Source organism: Pseudomonas sp. AC083, assembly GCF_979253165.1.
This window is the reverse complement of the sequence record NZ_CEEDDH010000001.1, coordinates 583246-602170: the sequence shown is the minus strand read 5'-3', so window position 1 is coordinate 602170 and position 18925 is coordinate 583246. Positions and strand designations below refer to the sequence as shown.

Annotated in this window: 15 protein-coding genes and 1 pseudogene; 7 read left to right on the top strand and 9 right to left on the bottom strand. The window is 57.2% G+C overall.

Annotated elements, in window-relative coordinates; translation table 11 throughout:
• Positions 1 to 14 precede the first annotated feature (14 nt).
• The 3 genes from AC0IXA_RS02510 to AC0IXA_RS02500 all read right to left on the bottom strand — a co-directional run bounded on the left by AC0IXA_RS02510 (position 15) and on the right by AC0IXA_RS02500 (position 2989).
• Positions 15 to 1034 carry a sugar kinase gene (locus tag AC0IXA_RS02510; RefSeq protein WP_471811519.1) on the bottom strand — a complete coding sequence of 340 codons (1020 nt, stop codon included), beginning with the start codon at positions 1032 to 1034 and terminating at the stop codon, positions 15 to 17.
• Complete coding sequence (locus AC0IXA_RS02505; RefSeq protein ID WP_217848947.1) at positions 1027 to 1809, bottom strand: sugar phosphate isomerase/epimerase family protein; 783 nt, start codon at positions 1807 to 1809, stop codon at positions 1027 to 1029. The genes AC0IXA_RS02510 and AC0IXA_RS02505 overlap by 8 nt, the downstream gene beginning before the upstream one ends.
• Positions 1810 to 1960: 151 nt before the next feature.
• Complete coding sequence (locus AC0IXA_RS02500; RefSeq protein ID WP_341637375.1) at positions 1961 to 2989, bottom strand: LacI family DNA-binding transcriptional regulator; 1029 nt, start codon at positions 2987 to 2989, stop codon at positions 1961 to 1963.
• A 211-nt stretch (positions 2990 to 3200) separates the two neighbouring features.
• Between AC0IXA_RS02500 and AC0IXA_RS02495 the strand changes: the two genes are divergently transcribed.
• From AC0IXA_RS02495 to AC0IXA_RS02480, 4 genes are all read left to right on the top strand, one after another.
• Entirely contained in the window at positions 3201 to 4004 is an 804-nt protein-coding gene (locus AC0IXA_RS02495) for a hypothetical protein (protein WP_471811516.1), read from the top strand.
• A 76-nt stretch (positions 4005 to 4080) separates the two neighbouring features.
• Positions 4081 to 4539 (top strand): hypothetical protein, encoded by a 459-nt coding sequence (locus AC0IXA_RS02490; protein WP_471811514.1) that lies wholly within the window; start codon positions 4081 to 4083, stop codon positions 4537 to 4539.
• 68 nt (positions 4540 to 4607) lie between these two features.
• Positions 4608 to 6110 carry a hypothetical protein gene (locus AC0IXA_RS02485; RefSeq protein ID WP_471811512.1) on the top strand — a complete coding sequence of 501 codons (1503 nt, stop codon included), beginning with the start codon at positions 4608 to 4610 and terminating at the stop codon, positions 6108 to 6110.
• A 167-nt stretch (positions 6111 to 6277) separates the two neighbouring features.
• On the top strand, positions 6278 to 8572 hold the full coding sequence (locus AC0IXA_RS02480; RefSeq protein ID WP_471811510.1) for an autotransporter outer membrane beta-barrel domain-containing protein: 2295 nt from the start codon (positions 6278 to 6280) through the stop codon (positions 8570 to 8572).
• A gap of 44 nt (positions 8573 to 8616) precedes the next feature.
• On the opposite strand, the gene AC0IXA_RS02475 is transcribed toward AC0IXA_RS02480, so the two are convergent.
• The 4 genes from AC0IXA_RS02475 to AC0IXA_RS02460 all read right to left on the bottom strand — a co-directional run bounded on the left by AC0IXA_RS02475 (position 8617) and on the right by AC0IXA_RS02460 (position 14406).
• A complete protein-coding gene (locus tag AC0IXA_RS02475) occupies positions 8617 to 9105 on the bottom strand; it encodes a hypothetical protein (protein ID WP_122611362.1) in 489 nt (162 codons plus the stop codon).
• Positions 9106 to 9330: 225 nt separating this feature from the next.
• The gene (locus tag AC0IXA_RS02470) at positions 9331 to 9972 is read right to left on the bottom strand and encodes a DUF1345 domain-containing protein (protein WP_341637379.1); all 642 of its coding nucleotides are present in this window, start codon (positions 9970 to 9972) and stop codon (positions 9331 to 9333) included.
• Positions 9973 to 10134: 162 nt separating this feature from the next.
• Complete coding sequence (locus AC0IXA_RS02465) at positions 10135 to 13233, bottom strand: multidrug efflux RND transporter permease subunit (protein ID WP_471811508.1); 3099 nt, start codon at positions 13231 to 13233, stop codon at positions 10135 to 10137.
• Positions 13234 to 13248: 15 nt separating this feature from the next.
• A complete protein-coding gene (locus tag AC0IXA_RS02460; protein WP_471811506.1) occupies positions 13249 to 14406 on the bottom strand; it encodes an efflux RND transporter periplasmic adaptor subunit in 1158 nt (385 codons plus the stop codon).
• 254 nt (positions 14407 to 14660) lie between these two features.
• Between AC0IXA_RS02460 and AC0IXA_RS02455 the strand changes: the two genes are divergently transcribed.
• Both AC0IXA_RS02455 and AC0IXA_RS02450 read left to right on the top strand, forming a co-directional pair.
• The gene (locus tag AC0IXA_RS02455) at positions 14661 to 15362 is read left to right on the top strand and encodes a response regulator (protein WP_016774890.1); all 702 of its coding nucleotides are present in this window, start codon (positions 14661 to 14663) and stop codon (positions 15360 to 15362) included.
• Between the two features lie 4 nt (positions 15363 to 15366).
• The gene (locus AC0IXA_RS02450; protein WP_471811504.1) at positions 15367 to 16668 is read left to right on the top strand and encodes an ATP-binding protein; all 1302 of its coding nucleotides are present in this window, start codon (positions 15367 to 15369) and stop codon (positions 16666 to 16668) included.
• Between the two features lie 128 nt (positions 16669 to 16796).
• On the opposite strand, the gene pncA is transcribed toward AC0IXA_RS02450, so the two are convergent.
• The gene (gene pncA, locus AC0IXA_RS02445; protein ID WP_471811502.1) at positions 16797 to 17423 is read right to left on the bottom strand and encodes a bifunctional nicotinamidase/pyrazinamidase; all 627 of its coding nucleotides are present in this window, start codon (positions 17421 to 17423) and stop codon (positions 16797 to 16799) included.
• 50 nt (positions 17424 to 17473) lie between these two features.
• Positions 17474 to 17641, bottom strand: a complete 168-nt coding sequence (locus AC0IXA_RS02440; RefSeq protein ID WP_471811500.1) for a hypothetical protein — start codon at positions 17639 to 17641, stop codon at positions 17474 to 17476.
• A gap of 285 nt (positions 17642 to 17926) precedes the next feature.
• On the opposite strand from AC0IXA_RS02440, the pseudogene ilvA reads away from it, so the two are divergent.
• Positions 17927 to 18916 (top strand): annotated as a pseudogene (gene ilvA, locus AC0IXA_RS02435) (threonine ammonia-lyase, biosynthetic); the annotation flags it as partial.
• Positions 18917 to 18925 lie beyond the last annotated feature (9 nt).

Below are 18925 nucleotides of genomic sequence, written 5' to 3'. Positions count from 1 at the left end.
TTGATTTGCGGTGATCAGGCGGGCCTCTTCGCGAGCAGGCTCGCTCCCGCATGTGAAATGCACTCACCTGTGGGAGCGAGCCTGCTCGCGAAGGCGGCCTCTAATTCAACCGATAACTCCTGACGGGTTGGGAGGCCTTCCATATCCCCACGACTCTGCACCGCGCGACTGCCAATCCAGTTCGCTCGCTGCACGGCCTCGGCAAAACTCTGATGCTCGAGCAGGGCGCTGATCATCCCGACCGCAAAGCCATCACCAGCGCCCACGGTATCGACCACGTTGCTCACCGGCACGCCAGCGACAAATCCCTGATCCAGCTGCGTGCGGTAATAAGCGCCCGCAGGCCCGAGCTTGATCGCCACCGCCTCGGCGCCCTGATCCAGATAGAACGCAGCAATGTCGGCCGGGTCGTCGAAACCGGTGAGCAAGCGGCCCTCGCTCAACCCCGGCAGCACCCAGTGGGCGAGGGCGGCGAGGCGGTTGATCTCGCGGATCATCTCGGCCTCGCTGGCCCACAGGCTTGGGCGCAGATTCGGGTCGAACGACACGCTGCGTCCGGCGGCGCGCATGCGGTTCATCAGCTCGAAGGACATTTCCCGGCTGGAACCTGACAGCGCCGGCGGAATACCGGTGGCGTGCAAATGGCGGGCGCTCAGCAGGTTGTCGCTGATGGAGTTCGGCGACAAATGACTGGCTGCCGAGCCGCGCCGGAAATATTCGACCTGCGGGTCGCTGCCATCGTCGTTGCGCGATTTGAACTGGAACCCGGTGGGGTGATTTTTATCGACTTCAACGTGGCTGCAATCCAGACCTTCCTTGATCAGCGTTTCCACGACGAAGCGACCAAGTGAATCGTTACCGACCCGGCTTAGCCATGCGACGTTGAAACCCAAGCGCGACAAGCCGATCGCGACGTTGCTGTCGGCCCCGGCAATCCGTTTGTGAAACTGCTCGACCTTGGCCAGATCGCCGGTCTGCTCGGCGACCAGCATCGCCATGGTTTCACCGAAAGAAAGAATATCGATCTCAGACATGGGCTGGCTCCAGGCGCGATTGACCGAGGCGGGCGAGGGCGGCGACGTGTTCGCGGGTCAGTTGCACCAGGTCATCGCCTTGCAGCGGGTATTCGGCGGCGCGCATAACGCCTTGGTCCATGTGCCGCAGCAGTTGTTCCCACAAATGCAGATCGCTGATGGCCGGCGGTACGGCAACCAGTTTGCCGTCGGCGCGGCGCGCCACGGCTTTGCAATGCACGTAACCGACGTGACGGCCGAGCGCGCGGGCGGCGCTCGCGGCGGACTGGTCCTGCCAGTGCCAGTTGCCAATGTCGAAGGTCATCTTGATCGGCAGGTTGTGCTGCTCGACGGCGGCAAAGAAACGCTGGAACGGCTCGATACGTCCGCCGTGCAAGGTCTGGTCGTTCTCCACCAGCAGTTGCACCGGGCTTTGCTTGAGTCGCTCGGCCAATGCCTGCAAATCAGAGTTATCAGTGAAATAGCCAAGCGAAACTTTCAGCCATTTCGAACCGAACGCCTGGGCCTGTTGCAGCGCGGTAATCAACTCGGGATTTGGCTGCGCTTGCCCGGCCAGCCAGAGTTCGGTGGGTGAGGAATAAATGCTTTGCAGGCCCTGCGCCTGGGTAGCCTGAGCCAGTTGCGCCGGGTCTTCACGGGTCAGCAGCTCTTCACGCCACTCGATGCGATTCGCCCCGGCTGCCGCGAGGATGTCGATAAAACAATCCTGCCCACGCTGGCGCACGAGCTCGGCACCGTAGCTGGACAAACTGATGGAAACGGCGGGTTTATTCATTGTTATTGACCTCTGAAACCGGTTTCATTTTTGTTCAAAAAAATATCAGATGGATTTGTGGTGCTTTTGCAGGCCTTTTCGCGAGCAGGCTCGCTCCCACAATGGAATGCGATCAACCTGTGGGAGCGAGCCTGCTCGCGAAAGCGTCAGATCAGACACCGCCAACCTCACGGGTCGATCCACGCTCAACCAGCACCGGCGCAAAATCCACCACCCGCGCCACCTCATCATCCCCGCGCAAGCGCTTGAGCAGACACTCAAACGCCCGCGCGCCTATCTCTTGCGTCGGCTGTGCCAGCGCGGTAATCCCGCTGCCCACCAGCGGATACCAATCCAGATCATCCAGGGCAATCAGCCCGACATCCTCGAACAAGTGCACACCGAGTGCGCGCAACGCGTGAGTCGCCGCCAGCGCCGCCACGCCATTGGCGCAAAACAGTGCTTTCGGACCGTCACCGTGGGTGTTTAAAAAGGTTTGCAGTCGCGCGAGTAGATGATCGCCGGTTTCCAGCACCGCTCCGGTCAGGGCCGAGCGTTGGGCAATCTGCGCTTGAAAACTGCTGACCCGTTCGATCCGCGAACTGGTGCCGTCAAACGGTTCGGTGACCAGCAATAAATTCCGATATCCGCGCTGCTCAAGATGCGCGAGCGCCATCTCTACTGCTTGCGAGTTGTTCAACCCGACCATGTCGCTGTCGAGCCCGTCGACCTTGCGATCCACCAACACCATAGGCATCTCGCGGCGCAGCTCGTGCAATTCGTCACGGTGATGGCCCAGCGTGTTCACGATCAGCCCTTCGATGTTGTACGAGCGCAACAGCGCCAGATGCTGGCGCTCCTGCTCGTCATCGCGGTCGGTGTTGCACACCACCAGGCTGTAGCCGTGCGCACGGCAGGCGGTTTCCACCCCGTGCATCACGGCAATCGAATAAGGGTTACGGATATCGGCCACGAGCATGCCGATCAGGCGGGTGCGCCCGCGTTTCAGGCCGCGGGCCATTTGGTTGGGGCGGTAACCGAGTTCGCCGATGGCTTGTTCAATGCGCAAGGCAATCGCGTCGGAGAGCAGGGCGCGGTCATCGCCGATGAAACGCGAGACGCTGGCCTTGGACACCCCGGCGCGTTCGGCGACGTCGAGCATGGTCACGCGGCTGCGCTGGGCGGCGGAAAAGTCGTTCATCGGGAAACCTTATTGTTATTCGGGTATTGCTGAAACCGGTTTCAGGAAAGCCGATTTACTGGAACGGCGTCAAGCGTCTTGATCAAACTAAACAGAAAAATTCCGACAGGCGGTCCTTTTACCTGTCAGATCTGACAGTAGGCAGCATGCCTGGCAAGGCGTTTAATCTTATGAAGTACTCATCAAGCGAAAACAGGTAGGGATTTGATGTATGTCTAACTCAGGCCCGCTGGACTTCAAACCGCCGAGAGTCATCGGAGTAGAGGATGCGGATGTTGATCCGGAAGGTTACATACCGCTGGATTTATTATTGGCGGGAATCGACGTGGTGGTTCCACTTTGGCCCAGTTATGCAACATTGCCTGACGATAGAGATCGATTAACGGTTTTTTTAGACCAACCGGGTCAGCCACTTGTTTCAATAATTAATGATTACACGGCAGCGGACATCCAGCCGGAGTTTGTTATTCATATTGATGCTCAGTTTTTGCAGGTCGATGGCGTGGGGCAATTGTGGTATCAGGTGCTCGATACTGCGGACCACCCCTCAAAATCGGAACAACGCAAACTGACAATCGACCATACTCCTGTTCCAACTGACCTAGAGGCGCCGGATTTCCCTGATAAAGACGATTACGGCTATCTCAACTGCAGCACGAAACCGCCTTTGAGTGATGGCGTACAAATATCTGTCCCACCTCTGGTGGGGTACAGGGTCGGGGATCGAGTCGAGTTACTGTGGCGAGGCTATTCAAGTTTGAATGGAAGCGGGGTGGAATATGTCAGGGCACGGAAAAAAGACATACGCTCCGCCCTGAATGACACCGATATCAACGACGGCTATACCTTGTGTATCCAGCCTTACGATGTCCACATCAAGCCTATGTATGAGCATGCTTCAGCGACTGCTGTGTACCGAGTTTTTCGGGGGCGCAAACTTGTCGGTGTCTCCAAGCTAGGCTGGGTAAAGATTGATCAAGTAATTCCTGGCGATGAACTTCCTTTAAGACCGTAAACCGCTAATCGTAGGTGCTTGGCAACAAGTGATTGAAGAGAAGACATACCTAACTGAAAAAAGCAGGGAGAAAATAATGAACGCTATAGTTAAAAAAGCCAATCTGTCCAGAGTGGCGGCGCTGAGGAAAAAATCCGTAGTCGAAAATGCTCTTGATATGCCAGTAGCCGTTACTTTTCCTGCACAAACACTACTTCCCGATTTGCGCATTCCAATTGCTGCTCTTGTCAGTGATCTGGAGTATGTGGTTCCGAAACCCGCACTTGAAGATGATGAAGATTCGTTTATACCGCAGATTCGTATAAAAGGTTCCATACCGTGGATTGACATTGTCGATTCAGGTGATGACGCTCCGTACATTTTACCTGGGCCTGTTGATAAGCGAGACTGGACGGTACCCTACAAGATCCGACGCAACCTGTTCAGAGAGGAACTTTCTCCGAAACGCCTACGGAATGGGAGTTTCGGTATGTCTATTTTGCGGGCGGTATCAACGATACCGAGTCCGGTATCAGTACTTTTGCAATTGATCTGACGCGACCCTATCAAGTAAAAAACCCGCCTGCCGATCGGACTCCTGGTGCCGCAGAGTGGCCAGGCGATTTGCTCCCGACCACACCTATCGACGAGGCGTACCTCGAAGGCAAGACTGGAATTGTTGTCAAGCCGGCAATCCCTGCAAATTACGAAGCAACTGATGTCTACAGATTTTTTTTCGGGCCTGCGCCCGATCCGGTTCGCGATACACCAGTGTTCGAGGGGGTGCTGTCGGCCACTCAGGATGCTGAGATTCCAATACAGGTATTCGTAAATGCCCCGGATGGGCCGAATCAGCTTATTTATATAGCCAGAGACTTGCCAGGAAATGAAGGGAAACGATCAAACTTTAGTCAACGTACCGTTCAACATGCCAAAGATCCTGATCCCGCCACGGTGCTGCCTCCGATAGTAACGTTGGCCAACGGTGCAGACGGCGACAACTTGATCGATCTTGCGGATACGCAGTTCGATAGCAAAGGTGTGGAGTTCAAGGTCAAGGTTCCAACTCCCAATGCTCAAACTGACACTATTACCGGTTATTGGGCAGACCAGGCCGCAGGCGCTGAACAGCGAGTGGGTGCCAATACCGAACTGACGTTTTACGCCCCGTATGATCTTGTAAAGCAGGGTTATGGGGATACCGATGGTGTTGTTATAACCGATGTGAGCTTCAAGATGTTTCGTGGTCTCAGGTTGCTCGCTGAAGACGATGTAGAAATTGACGTCGACATTTCATATATCGGTCCGGATCCAATTACGATTGGCCTCGATCCGCCTACGTTGACAACAACTGCTGGTAGCGCCGACGAAATCAAGGAAGGTGATTATGGCGATTCCGGTATCAACGTGCATATTAAACTTTTCGCAACGCCACCGACCGAAGAAGGCTGGTTGATCGATGTGTTCTATGACGACATCAAAATAGGCGAATCGATTGCGCTGACATCAGGCCAGGAAGGCGACACACTCGACCATCCGCTGCCTTGGCCTGTTGTTCTGAAGCAAGAAAGCGGGACCAAGGTACTGCGCTATACGCTTTACACTCCTGGGTCTAAAAACCCGACTGCTTCCAGGACAAAAGATATCGTTGTGGAACCTTTCCCGATTGAAATGGCTGCACCGGTAATACTGAATCTAGCCGGGTCGCGAAGAAGAATAGGGTGTTCCACGTTGAACTTCCCTACGGCGACCATTCCAAATGACGGTACGGAAAGGCGTAATCTGCACGTGCGCGTATTGCCCAATACCTACACCGTCGATGGAGAAACCATTACTTTGAAGTACCAGGCATATGAACTGGCGGATCCTAGCAAACCAATCGATGGTACTGATGCAGTAGCTACATTCCCGATTACAGGGACATTCCCTCCCGACGGCGTAATTATCGGAATTGGCGATTACGCCGAGGATTTCAAACCGGCTCATCTCCAAAGGGCGCGTGTGACTTATTCCATTTCCCGCGGGGGCGCTGGCAATAATCCAACTCCGGACTCATTGCCTGCTGAAAACGAATTGGATCTGGACGATAGCCAAGGTCGGTTTTGTGAGGATTTCATCACCCCATGATCGTTGATTAATCATAGGGGACGCGTGGGCAATAATTTTGTCAGCGCCCCTATTCACTTATGGCTGGGTGTTGAATCTTGCAATCTGAAAGAAAATTCTCCTTCAATCTGAGGACAAGTCCTACAGAACTTCAAAAGTTTTCTCTATAGCCTTGCGCCCCTCGAAGGATGGCTACTACTGCCATTCCATTAAACACAAAGCAGGTATTCATTATGCGGGGTAAGTCGTTTTCGGTTTTGGGCCGTTTGGGGTATTTTATGATGGCCAGCCCTTCATTGTTGGCGGTGTTCAGTGCCACCGTCAGCGCAGCGCCGGTCGTTGGGCGGGAGGAAACGGTAAATGGCGGTGTGCCGGAACGATGGGACCTCGCGCAGAATGCAACGCTGACCGTGAACGGCGCACAAACGCTGGCTATCACCTCTGAAAACTCTACTTTGATCGTGAATCCCGGTAGCACGATACGGCAGATAACTGCTCGCCAAGGGTCGACGGTCAATCTGCGTGGTGCAACAGTTTCTTCTACGAGCGGCCTGGCAGCGGTCCTTCTGAGTAGCACACAAGCGACAATTGACAGCAGTACAATTTCCGGGAATCGGTTAGGGCTCCAAGTGGTACGTGATTCCCAAGGACAAGAAGGGTCCAGCGTGTCAGTTGCCAATGGCACGCGGATCACTGGTGTGACCGGTGGCGCTCTGGTCAGTGCTTTCAGCGTCCTGAACCTCAGTGACTCCGACCTTATCGGGACTGGGGCCACCAGTTACGGACTGCGGCTGAGTAGCGGCCAGGCAAATGCCCAAAACAGCACGATCACGGGAGGTGGCGAGGGCGTGGTCATCAACTCCGATCCGAATAGGGTTCAACCCGCGACGCTGAACCTTGAAAACACTACCGTGCAAGGCATATCCGGCTCAGCGATTCTGGTCAACCATGCCAACGCCGAAGACTCGCCATCGGCCATCACCTTGACCAACTCTCGCTTGCTCTCTGGCAATGGCACGTTACTGGATGTCCGAGGTGGGGCTGATGCCTCTCTCGCGGTCAACGACAGCACCCTCAAGGGTGACATCGTCACTGAGCAGGGCAGCATCGCAAGACTGACTCTGCAAAACAATTCGACGCTGACAGGTCAATTGCAAAATGTGCAGAGTGCCACGATCAATGACAGTTCCCGGTGGGTACTGACCAGCAACAGCAGCATTGACCAACTGAACCTGAATAGCGGTGGCTCTGTGGTCTTCGGTACCTCCGATGCCTTTTATCAACTCAACGTGGCATCGCTCTCCGGCAACGGCCGCTTTGTAATGGGCACCAATTTCACCACGGGTGAGACGGATGTGCTGAATATCACAGGAACCGCCCAAGGAACACATGAGCTGCTCATCGCAAGCAGCGGTAATGATCCTGCCAGTGGGCAACCTGTTCGGGTGGTGCAAACAGCCGGGGGTGACGCCGTTTTTTTCATGAATCGCGACGTTGATCTAGGAACGTATTCCTACGGTCTGGTGAAAAGCGGCAATGACTGGATACTGGATCCCAGCACCCGGACGATCAGCCCTGGGGCTCGTTCCGTGCTGGCTCTGTTCAACACGGCGTCGACGGTATGGTTGGGCGAGTTGACTTCGTTACGCTCCCGTATGGGGGAGTTGCGCTTCAGTGGAGGTCAAGCGGGCGCGTGGGGGCGTACTTACACGAACAAGTACAATATCGCCGATGGCTCGGGTGTCGGCTATAAGCAACGGCAAAGTGGCTTCACCCTAGGGGCAGATGCGCCGCTACCATTGGGTGACGGCCAATGGTTGATCGGTGTCATGGCAGGTCAAAGTCAATCTGACCTGGACCTCGATGCGGGGACGTCCGGGAGTGTCGAAAGTTACTACCTTGGCGGTTATGTAACGTGGCTGGATAAGCATACGGGTTATTATTTTGATGGCGTGTTGAAAGCCAACCGTTTCAATAATGATGCAAAGGTCGGATTGAGTGACGGGACGCGAGCCAAGGGTGATTACGACAATTCCGCCATCGGTGGATCGGTGGAAATCGGCAAACACATCACCTTTGCTAATGGAAACTTCGTGGAACCCTACACTCAGTGGTCAGCGGTAGTTATTGAAGGGAAGAATTATTCATTAAGTAATGATCTGCAGGCAGAAGGAGATCGTACCCACTCATTCATCGGTAAAGCGGGCCTAACGGCTGGTCGGAATATCGAGCTGGATCAGGGGCGGACTGTACAGCCTTATATTCGCCTTGCTTGGGTTCATGAATTTGCAAAGAACAACGAAGTGCAGGTGAACAACAATGTATTCAATAATGACCTGTCTGGTTCTCGTGGGGAGCTGGGTGCTGGCGTGGCCGTCGCGATAGCCAGGAATTTCAGCGTGCATGCTGATTTCGAGTACAGCAATGGGCAATATATAAAGCAGCCGTTGGGTGCAAATCTCGGTATTCGTTATACGTGGTGATATAGGCAAAAAAAGGAAGCGTAAGCTTCCTTTTTTATTCCGAACTACGCGGCTTTAGAAGGGTATCCGCGTAATTTCACAATATCTCCCACTGCTGAGAACGCAACCTCCAGGGTCAGTTGTTTCAACTCGTCGTCGTCGTTGTTCTCGACGACAACGTTGTTCAAATTTCCTGAAAGAGTGGCTGAATCGCGGTCATAGGCGATTATGGCAGTGCCTGAACGCTGAGTGTACGTCACAGGTTTCGCTGGATCGCTGCTGTCAAGGAATGTCAGGCGAACCTCGTGGGAGGTTGGTGTCAATACGTAACTGTCATTTGGCAGGCTTTTTGTGAACGACAGGGTGATCTCCTTGGTCGTGTCGTCCTCATTGCGCTGCCGAGCAAACATAACGTAGGCCTCACCATGAGGGAGCGGGAATGCTTTCTCATATAGCTCAACCAGTCCTGCATTGAACTTCTCAACGGTATTGATTGTTCCTTTGCACATGCCTGGGCCAATTGCGTTTCTACGCTCGCGAATTCTAGATAGCATTTTTGCGGTCTCCATGTCGTGACGAGATATCCCGCTTTAAAGGGAAACTTTCGGGATGAGCTATGAGAGCGCTAATGGGGCGATCTGTAAACTGTAAGACCTGACAGTTTACAGTAGCTAAAAAGTATGAGTTTCCGATTCGGTCTGACACGACTGACAGAATGCGTAGGCCGTTGGTTCTCTTTCTCTTATCATAAGCCCTGAATTGACGCACCCGGGACAACATCAGCCAAACAATCCCGCCGCGATATTGATCGAAAAACCTAAAATTGCGGTATTGAATAAAAATCCAATCAGCGACTGCGCCAGCACAATCTTTCGAATATCCCGCGTCGCAACACCCACATCCGAAGTCTGCACAGCCACGCCGATGGTGAACGAGAAGTACAGAAAATCCCAGTAATTGGGGGTGGTCAGTCCTTCCGCAAAACGCAGTGCTGGCTCCTTCCCATTCCAGGTGTAAAACAACCTCGCGTAGTGCACGCAGAAGATCACACCTATCAGCAGCCATGAGCCGGTCACTGTCAGCGCTGTGAACCCGTAGTGCATGAGTTTGCGTGAGGTTTCCAGGTCTTTGCTGCCGGCTAGTTCAAGGGTGATGGTGGCGAGACTGGCCAACGCGGCAATGCACACCACAAACAGCACCAGCCCGGCATTCTCATCTTCGACTTCGGCGATGCGTCGCACGTCGGGGGCCTTGGCGCGTATGGTCAGCCAGAACATCAGGATCAGGTATGTCCAGACACCGACGTTCCAGCCAATGAGGATTTTGCTGACGATGGAATCGGCCGGGACCAACAGGCCGGTGGCTAGGCCGAGCAGAGCGGCGGCGGAGAGGCGAGGGTGGGTGCGGGCGAGGAAGCGCATGGTGACTCACGGCGGTGAACTGTCAGTGCACCATAGCGCAGGCGATCCGGCTTTTGTAGGAGCTGCCGAAGGCCGGGGCCGCGATCGGACGATCTTTCGACTTTAGCTTTTCAAGATCAAAAGATCGCAGCCTCGTTGCACTCGACAGCTCCTACATTTGGATCAGTGGGGTTTGGTGAATCGTTGTACGAGTTTCATCACTACGACGAAGAAGACTGGCACGAAGATCACCGCCAGCGTCGCCGTAATCATCCCACCGATCACGCCAGTGCCGATCGCCTGTTGGCTGGCCGAACTGGCGCCGGTGGCGATGGCCAACGGCACCACACCGAGAATGAACGCCAGCGATGTCATCACGATCGGCCGCAGACGCAAACGCGCGGCCTGCAACGTCGCATCGATCAGATCGTGACCTTCGTCATACAAGCTCTTGGCGAACTCGATGATCAGGATCGCGTTTTTCGCCGACAGACCAATGATGGTGATCAGTCCGACCTTGAAGAACACGTCGTTGGGCATGCCGCGCAGTGTCACGGCGAGTACCGCGCCGAGCACACCAAGCGGGACAACGAGCAATACAGAGGTCGGAATCGACCAGCTCTCGTACAGCGCCGCCAGACACAGGAATACCACCAGTAGCGACAGGCCAAGCAGAATCGGCGCCTGATTGCCGGACAGGCGTTCCTGCAACGACAAACCGGTCCACTCTTGACCCAGACCTTTCGGCCCCAGCGCAACCAGTCGTTCGATTTCCGCCATGGCCTCGCCGGTACTGTGCCCAGGTGACGGTTCACCAGATATCGCGATCGCTGGATAGCCGTTGTAACGAGTCAACTGCGCCGGGCCTTGAATCCAGTTGGCCTGAACGAAGGCCGACAGCGGCACCATGTTCCCGGCGTTGTTGCGCACATGCATTTTCAGCAAATCATCCACCTGACTGCGCTGATCACCTTCGGCTTGCACGACCACCCGCTGCATGCGGCCCTGATTGGGGAAGTCATTGATGTAGCTCGAACCCACGGCAGTGGACAGCACGTTGCCAATGTCGGCGAACGATACGCCCAAGGCATTCGCCTGCTTGCGGTCGACGATCAGCTGCACCTGCGGTGCTTCGGCCAGCGCGCTTTCACGGACGTTCATCAATACCGGACTTTTCTCGGCGGCGGCGAGCAGTTCCGTACGCGCCTGCATCAACGTCGCATGGCCCAGACCACCGCGATCCTGCAAGCGGAACTCGAAACCGGTGGACGTGCCAAGGCCATCCACCGGCGGCGGCAGCACCGAGAAGGCCATGGCGTCCTTGATCTGGCTCAGCGCCGCGTTGGCGCGGTCGGCGATCGAGCTGGCAGCATCGTCACTGCCACGTTCCGACCAATCCTTGAGCGTCGAAAACGCCAGCGCCGCATTCTGCCCGCTACCGGAGAAGCTGAAACCCAGAATCACTACACTGTCACTGATCCCCGGCTCACCGGCGTTGTGCGCTTCGAGCTGTTCGGCCACTTGCACGGTGCGGTTCTTGGTCGCGCCCGGCGGCAGCTGGATATCGGTAATGGTGTAGCCCTGATCTTCTGTAGGCAGAAACGAGGAGGGCAGGCGCGCAAAACAGAACCCAAGTCCAATCAACAGGACTACGTAGATCACCAGGTAGCGACCAGTGCGCTTGAGCGCATAGCCGACCCAACCCTGATAGCGATCGGTCAGTTGCTCGAAGCGACGATTGAACCAGCCAAAGAATCCGGACTTCTCGTGATGCTCACCTTTGGCGACAGGCTTGAGCAATGTTGCGCACAACGCCGGCGTCAACGTCAGGGCGAGGAACGCCGAGAATAGAATCGAGGTGGCCATGGACAGCGAGAACTGTTGGTAGATCACGCCGACCGAGCCCTGCATGAACGCCATCGGAATAAACACCGCGACCAGCACCAGAGTGATGCCGATAATCGCGCCGGTAATCTGCGTCATTGCCTTGCGCGTGGCTTCCTTGGGCGACAGGCCCTCGGTGGCCATGATCCGTTCGACGTTCTCCACCACGACGATGGCGTCATCCACCAGAATGCCGATGGCCAGCACCATGCCGAACATGGTCAGCACGTTGATCGAGAACCCCAGCGCCAGCATGGTCGCGAAAGTGCCCATCAACGCCACCGGCACCACCAGCGTCGGGATCAGCGTGTAGCGCACGTTTTGCAGGAACAGGAACATCACTGCAAAAACCAGCAGCATCGCTTCGCCGAGGGTGTAGATCACTTTGGTGATCGAGACTTTGACGAACGGCGAAGTGTCGTAAGGAATCTTGTATTCCACGCCGGCCGGGAAGTAGCGCGCCAGTTCATCCATCTTCGCCCGCACCAGTGTCGCGGTGTTCAGCGCGTTGGCGCCTGGAGAAAGCTGCACGCCAACGGCGGTGGACGGCTTGCCGTTCAGGCGTGTGCCGAATTGATATTCCTGACTGCCGATTTCGACGCGCGCGACATCACCGATGCGCACCGTGGAGCCGTCGCGATTGGCCTTGAGCACGATGTCGGCAAATTCCTGCGGCGTCGACAGCTGGCCTTTGACCAGAATCGTCGCAGTGATTTCCTGTGTGGAAGGCGACGGCAAATCACCGATGCTGCCCGCTGAAACTTGGGCGTTCTGCGCAACGATGGCTTCGTTGACATCGGCTGGCGTCAGGTTGAAGCCGATGAGCTTCTGCGGATCGATCCAGACGCGCATCGCCCGCTCGGCACCATACAACTGCGCCTTGCCGACACCGTCCAGACGCTTGATCTCGTTCATCACGTTGCGCGCCAGATAATCGCTGAGGGCCACGTCATCGAGCTTGCCGTCGCTGGAAGTCAAAGTGATCAGCAAGAGGAAACCGGAAGAGACCTTCTCCACCTGCAACCCTTGCTGATTGACCGCTTGCGGCAGGCGCGACTCGACCACCTTGAGGCGGTTTTGCACATCGACCTGCGCCAGTTCCGGGTTGGTGCCCGGCTGGAAAGTCGCCTTGATCGTCGCGCTGCCCAGGCTGCTCTGCGATTCGAAATAGAGCAAGTGATCGGCGCCGTTGAGCTCTTCCTCGATCAGGCTGACCACGCTTTCATCGACGGTCTGCGCCGAGGCACCGGGGTACACGGCGTAGATTTCGATCTGCGGCGGCGCAACGTCGGGATATTGCGCGACCGGCAACTGCGGAATGGCCAGCGCTCCGGCCAACAGGATGAACAGGGCGACCACCCAGGCAAACACCGGGCGGTCGATAAAGAACTGCGGCATATAGAAGCGTCCTGCTTACTGACCAGTGGTCTGGGCAAGTGGAAGTGGGGTTTCGTCGATCTGCACCTTTTCCCCGGGACGGGCGTGTTGCAGGCCTTCGATGACAACACGGTCGCCGGGCTTCAGGCCGCCGGTGACGATCCAGCGATTGTTCTGCACCGCACCCAGTTGCACCGGTTGCTGCGCCACGCGCATCTGTTCATCGACAGTCAGCACCTGGGCAATGCCGGCACTGTCACGCTGCACCGCGCGTTGCGGTACGGTGATGCCGTTCTGGATGGTTGCCTGCTCAAGGCGTACGCGGATGAAGCTGCCCGGCAGCAAGTCGAGATCCGGATTGGGAAATTCACTGCGCAGGATGATTTGGCCAGTACCCGGATCAACGGTAATGTCGCTGAACAGCAGCTTGCCAGGCAATGGATACAGGCTGCCGTCATCCTGAATCAACGTGGCTTTGACCTGATCCTGACCGACTTCCTGTAACTGCCCGGAACGGAACGCCCGGCGCAGTTCATTGAGCTCGCGAGTTGACTGGGTGAGGTCGGCATGGATCGGGTTGAGCTGCTGAATCAGCGCCAGCGGCGTGGGCTCGTTCTGTCCGACCAGAGCACCTTCGGTGACCAGAGCGCGGCCGATGCGGCCGGAGATCGGCGCGGTGACGGTGGCATAACCGAGGTTGAGTTTCGCCCGTTCCAGCGCTGCCTTGCTGGCGGCGACATCGGCGGCAGTTTGCCGGGCAGCGGCGCGGGCGTTGTCGTAGTCCTGACCGCTGATGGCCTGGTCCTCGATCAACTGGGCATAGCGTTGTTCTTGCAGTTTCGCCTGAAAGGCGTTGGCCTCGGCTTTGCGCAGCGCGGCTTCGGCGCTGTCCAGATCGGCCTTGAACGGCGCCGGGTCAATGCGGAACAGCACATCGCCCTTTTTCACGTCGCTGCCTTCGCGATAGGTGCGCTGCAGCACTACGCCGGCTACTCGTGCGCGCACTTCGGCAATCCGTGGCGCGGCGATGCGGCCACTCAGTTCGCTGCTGATCGACAATGGCTGGGTTTTGATGGTCTCGATGCGCACCGTGGCCGGCGGCGCCTGCTCTTCGGCGTTCGAGGATGAATCACAAGCGCTCAGAGTCAGCGCCAATGCGATCAGGCCGAGCCCGGCCAGCAGTTTTCCAGACATGTACAACCCCCAATATTGAAGGCCGCATCCTACGGCCAGACGGGGAGGTTAGCGGTGAAGCTTTGTAGCTGCTGTGTGAAATTGTGTAAGGGTTTTGCTCCGTGGCGGGTGAGGGCGTATATCCTGCAGGCCTTGAAATTTATTGCGACAGTTCGATCGCTTTCGCGAGCAGGCTCGCTCCCACAGGAGATCGCATTTCAATGTGCGAGCGAAATGAGCCCTGACTGTCGCCCCAGCATTTTCTGGAACACCCCATGCCCAACATCCTTCTGGTCGAAGACGACACCGCCCTCGCCGAACTGATTTCCAGCTACCTGGAGCGCAACGGTTACTCCGTCAGCGTCATCGGCCGTGGCGATCATGTGCGCGAACGGGCGCGGATCAGCCCGCCGGATCTGGTGATCCTCGATCTAATGCTGCCAGGTCTCGACGGTTTACAAGTGTGCCGCTTGCTGCGCGCCGATTCAGCGACCTTGCCGATCCTCATGCTCACAGCCCGCGATGACAGCCATGATCAAGTGCTGGGCCTGGAAATGGGCGCTGACGACTACGTCACCAAGCCTTGCGAGCCACGGGTGTTGCTGGCGCGGGTGCGTACCTTGTTGCGGCGCAGCAGCCTGGGCGAACCGTTGGCCGTCAATGACCGGATCGTCATGGGCAATCTGTGCATTGACCTGTCCGAGCGCACCGTGACCTGGCGTGATCAAGCGGTTGAGCTGTCCAGCGGCGAATACAATCTTTTAGTGGTGCTGGCCCGGCACGCCGGCGAAGTGCTGAGTCGCGATCAGATTCTGCAGCGGCTGCGCGGCATCGAATTCAATGGCACTGACCGCTCGGTGGACGTGGCGATTTCCAAGCTGCGGCGCAAGTTCGATGATCACGCTGGCGAGGCGCGCAAGATCAAGACTGTGTGGGGCAAGGGCTATCTGTTCAGCCGCTCCGAGTGGGAATGCTGAGCTAATGTTTCGCATCCTGTTTCGCCTGTATCTGGTGACGATCGTCTCCTATAGCGCGGCGATCTATCTGGTGCCGGATCTGGTGGTCATGGCCTTCCGGGATCGCTTCGTCACCTACAACCTGGACTTTTCCCGAGGTCTGCAATCGCTGATCACCAAGCAGTTTCATGCTGCGCCGCAAGAGCAGTGGCCGGCGATTGCGGCGGAGATGGACAAGGAATTCCAGCCGCTGCACATCGTCCTGACGCCAATCGACGACCCGGTTTTCACCCCCATTGAGCGGGAACGTCTGCACCGGGGTGAAAACGTGGTGCGCATCGGCGACTGGGGCTGGCGAACGTTGGCGGTGACTCCGCTGAATGCGGACATGGCGGTGCGCATGGTCGTGCCGCCGGATCCGGTCGACGTCGACCTGCTGTACTGGAGCATCAACGTGCTGATCGGCGCGATGTTGCTCGGCTGTCTGTTGCTTTGGCTGCGTCCACACTGGCGAGATCTTGAACGGCTGAAAGGCACTGCTGAACGCTTCGGCAAAGGCCATCTGAGCGAGCGAACCAAGATCGCCCCGAGTTCGAACATCGGCAGCCTCGCCAACGTGTTCGACACCATGGCCGGCGATATCGAGAACCTGCTCAACCAGCAACGTGATCTGCTTAACGCCGTTTCCCATGAACTGCGTACGCCGTTGACGCGTCTGGATTTCGGCCTGGCATTGGCCTTGTCGGAAGACTTGCCGGCCGCCAGCCGCGAGCGCTTGCAGAGCCTGGTCGCGCACATTCGTGAGCTGGATGAATTGGTGCTGGAGTTGCTTTCCTACAGCCGTTTGCAGAATCCGGCGCAATCGCCCGAGCGCATCGAGGTGTCGCTCGACGAATTCATTGACAGCATTCTCGGCAGCGTCGATGAGGAGCTGGAATCGCCAGACATCGTGATTGACGTTCTGTTGCATGGCCAGCTCGAACGCTTTGCGCTGGACCCGCGCCTGACCGCTCGGGCCATCCAGAACCTGTTGCGCAATGCCATGCGCTATTGCGAAAAGCGCATTCAGATTGGCGTACAGGTGATTGCCGGCGGATGTGAGATCTGGGTTGACGACGATGGCATTGGCATTCCCGACGACGAGCGCGAGCGGATCTTTGAACCGTTCTATCGGCTCGACCGCAGCCGTGATCGCGCGACGGGTGGTTTCGGCCTCGGTTTGGCGATCAGCCGTCGCGCGCTGGAAGCGCAGGGCGGCACGCTGACGGTTGAGGATTCGCCATTGGGTGGCGCGCGGTTCAGGCTGTGGTTGCCCACTGACACCTGAGGCTCATGACGTTGAAAATTTACTTGTGGGAGCGAGCTTGCTCGCGAAGGCGGTCTGTCAGCCAAGTTTGCGTTGACTGACCTAACGCTTTCGCGAGCAGGCTCGCTCCCACAGATGGCTGTGGTTGTTCAGACCAGTTCTGTGGATTGAATCAATTCGACTCCTGCACTTTGCATCCGCTCAAACGCTGCAGCCAGCGAGCCGTCCAGATCGATCGCCCGGCAGGCATCCAGCACCACAAATGCATTGAAGCCCGCCGCGAGTGCGTCCAGCGCCGAAAACATCACACAAAAATCCAAGGCCAGGCCGACCATGTACACGGTGTCGATGCCGCGTTCTTTCAGATAACCCGCAAGACCCGTGGTGGTGCGTCGGTCCGCTTCGAGAAAGGCCGAGTAGCTGTCGATGTCGGGATTGCAGCCTTTGCGGATGACCAATTGCGCGTGTGGCAAATCCAGCTCCGGGTGGAATGCGGCGCCGGCACTGGCTTGCACACAATGATCCGGCCACAACGTTTGTGCGCCGTACGGTAACTCGATGACGTCGTAGGGCTGCCGGCCCGGATGGCTGGATGCGAACGAAACATGCCCGCTCGGATGCCAGTCCTGAGCAATAACGACTTGCCTGAACTGGCGCGCGAGCCGGTTGATCAGCGGCACAATACGGTCACCTTCAGGCACCGGCAACTGGCCGCCGGGAATGAAGTCGTTCTGAACATCGATGACCAGCAAGGCAGTGCGAGATGAAATTGGCAAAGGGCGATCCTCCTTGGAATAAAACCTCGGCCAGTTTAGCAGGGCTGTGTTCAGCCGCTGGTCTGCAGCACACATTGCTGGGTTTTACTGTCCCAGACCTGGCCTTTCGGGCATTCGGGTTTCTTGACGGCGTCGCTTTCATCGACGGCGAAAACAGCAGGGCTGGACAGGACGGCGGCCAGCAGCGGTACGGCGAACAGCACTTGGCGAAGGTTCATGGTTGATCTCCACTTTCATCGGCTTGGAGCGGAAGTTGTCGTTCTCCTTTGCAGTGACTGTTCCGTTCTGTGGAAGATTCAAAGTTCTGCAGCGGCCATTGACTTGTCATCCGCCGGCAGGCTAATTTCCAGCCCATGACTTTCACCGTATCGCGCTGCCAGCCAAGCATTATTACCGCCATTCCTCATTTGGCGGGCTAGCTCACGACTGCAGCACCCAACCCGCCCTAGAGGCGGGTTTTTACTTTCTGTCTCCGGGGTTCTGAAAAATGTCAGGAGACGACCATGCCGCACAGCCCCGACCAGCAAGCCCTGCTCGAGCACTACGTAAAGAAAATCCTCGCCGCGCCGGTGTACGACATCGCGCTGCGTACGCCGTTGCAGCCTGCGCCGGCATTGTCGCAAGCATTGGGCAATCGGGTCCTGCTCAAGCGCGAAGATCTGCAACCGACGTTCTCTTTCAAGATCCGTGGTGCGTACAACAAACTCGTGCAACTGAGCGAAGAGCAGAAAGCGCGGGGAGTAATCACCGCGTCGGCGGGTAATCACGCGCAGGGTGTAGCGTTGGCGGCACGGGAGTTGGGCATCTGCGCGACGATCGTCATGCCGTCTACCACCCCTGAGCTCAAAGTGCTCGGCGTGCGCAGTCGCGGTGCCGACGCATTGCTGCACGGTGATAGTTTCCCCTTTGCTTTGGCCCATGCGCTGCACTTGGCCGAAAAGACCGGATGCACGTTCGTTTCACCGTTCGATGATCCTGACGTGATCGCCGGCCAAGGCACCGTGGCGATGGAAATCCTGCGCCAGCATCAAGGCGCGCTGGATGCGATCTTTATCCCGGTCGGCGGCGGAGGTTTGATCGCCGGTATCGCGGCCTACGTCAAATACCTGCGCCCGGAGGTGCGGATCATCGGCGTCGAATCCGAACATTCGGCCTGTCTGCAAGCCGCTTTGCGCGCGGACAAGCGGGTGGTTCTGCCCAGCGTCGGCACTTTCGCCGATGGTGTGGCAGTGGCGCAGATCGGCGCATATGGCTTCGAGGTGTGCCGTTTCTGCGTAGATGAAGTCGTCACGGTCAGCAATGACGAGCTCTGCGCCGCGATCAAGAATATCTACGACGATACCCGTTCGATCACTGAACCGTCGGGGGCGCTAGCCGTGGCGGGGATCAAGCAGCACGTGGCGCGAAGTGGGGTTCGCGATCAGACATTCGTCGCCATCGACTCCGGGGCCAACATCAACTTCGACAGCCTGCGCCATGTCGCCGAGCGCGCCGCTGCTTGC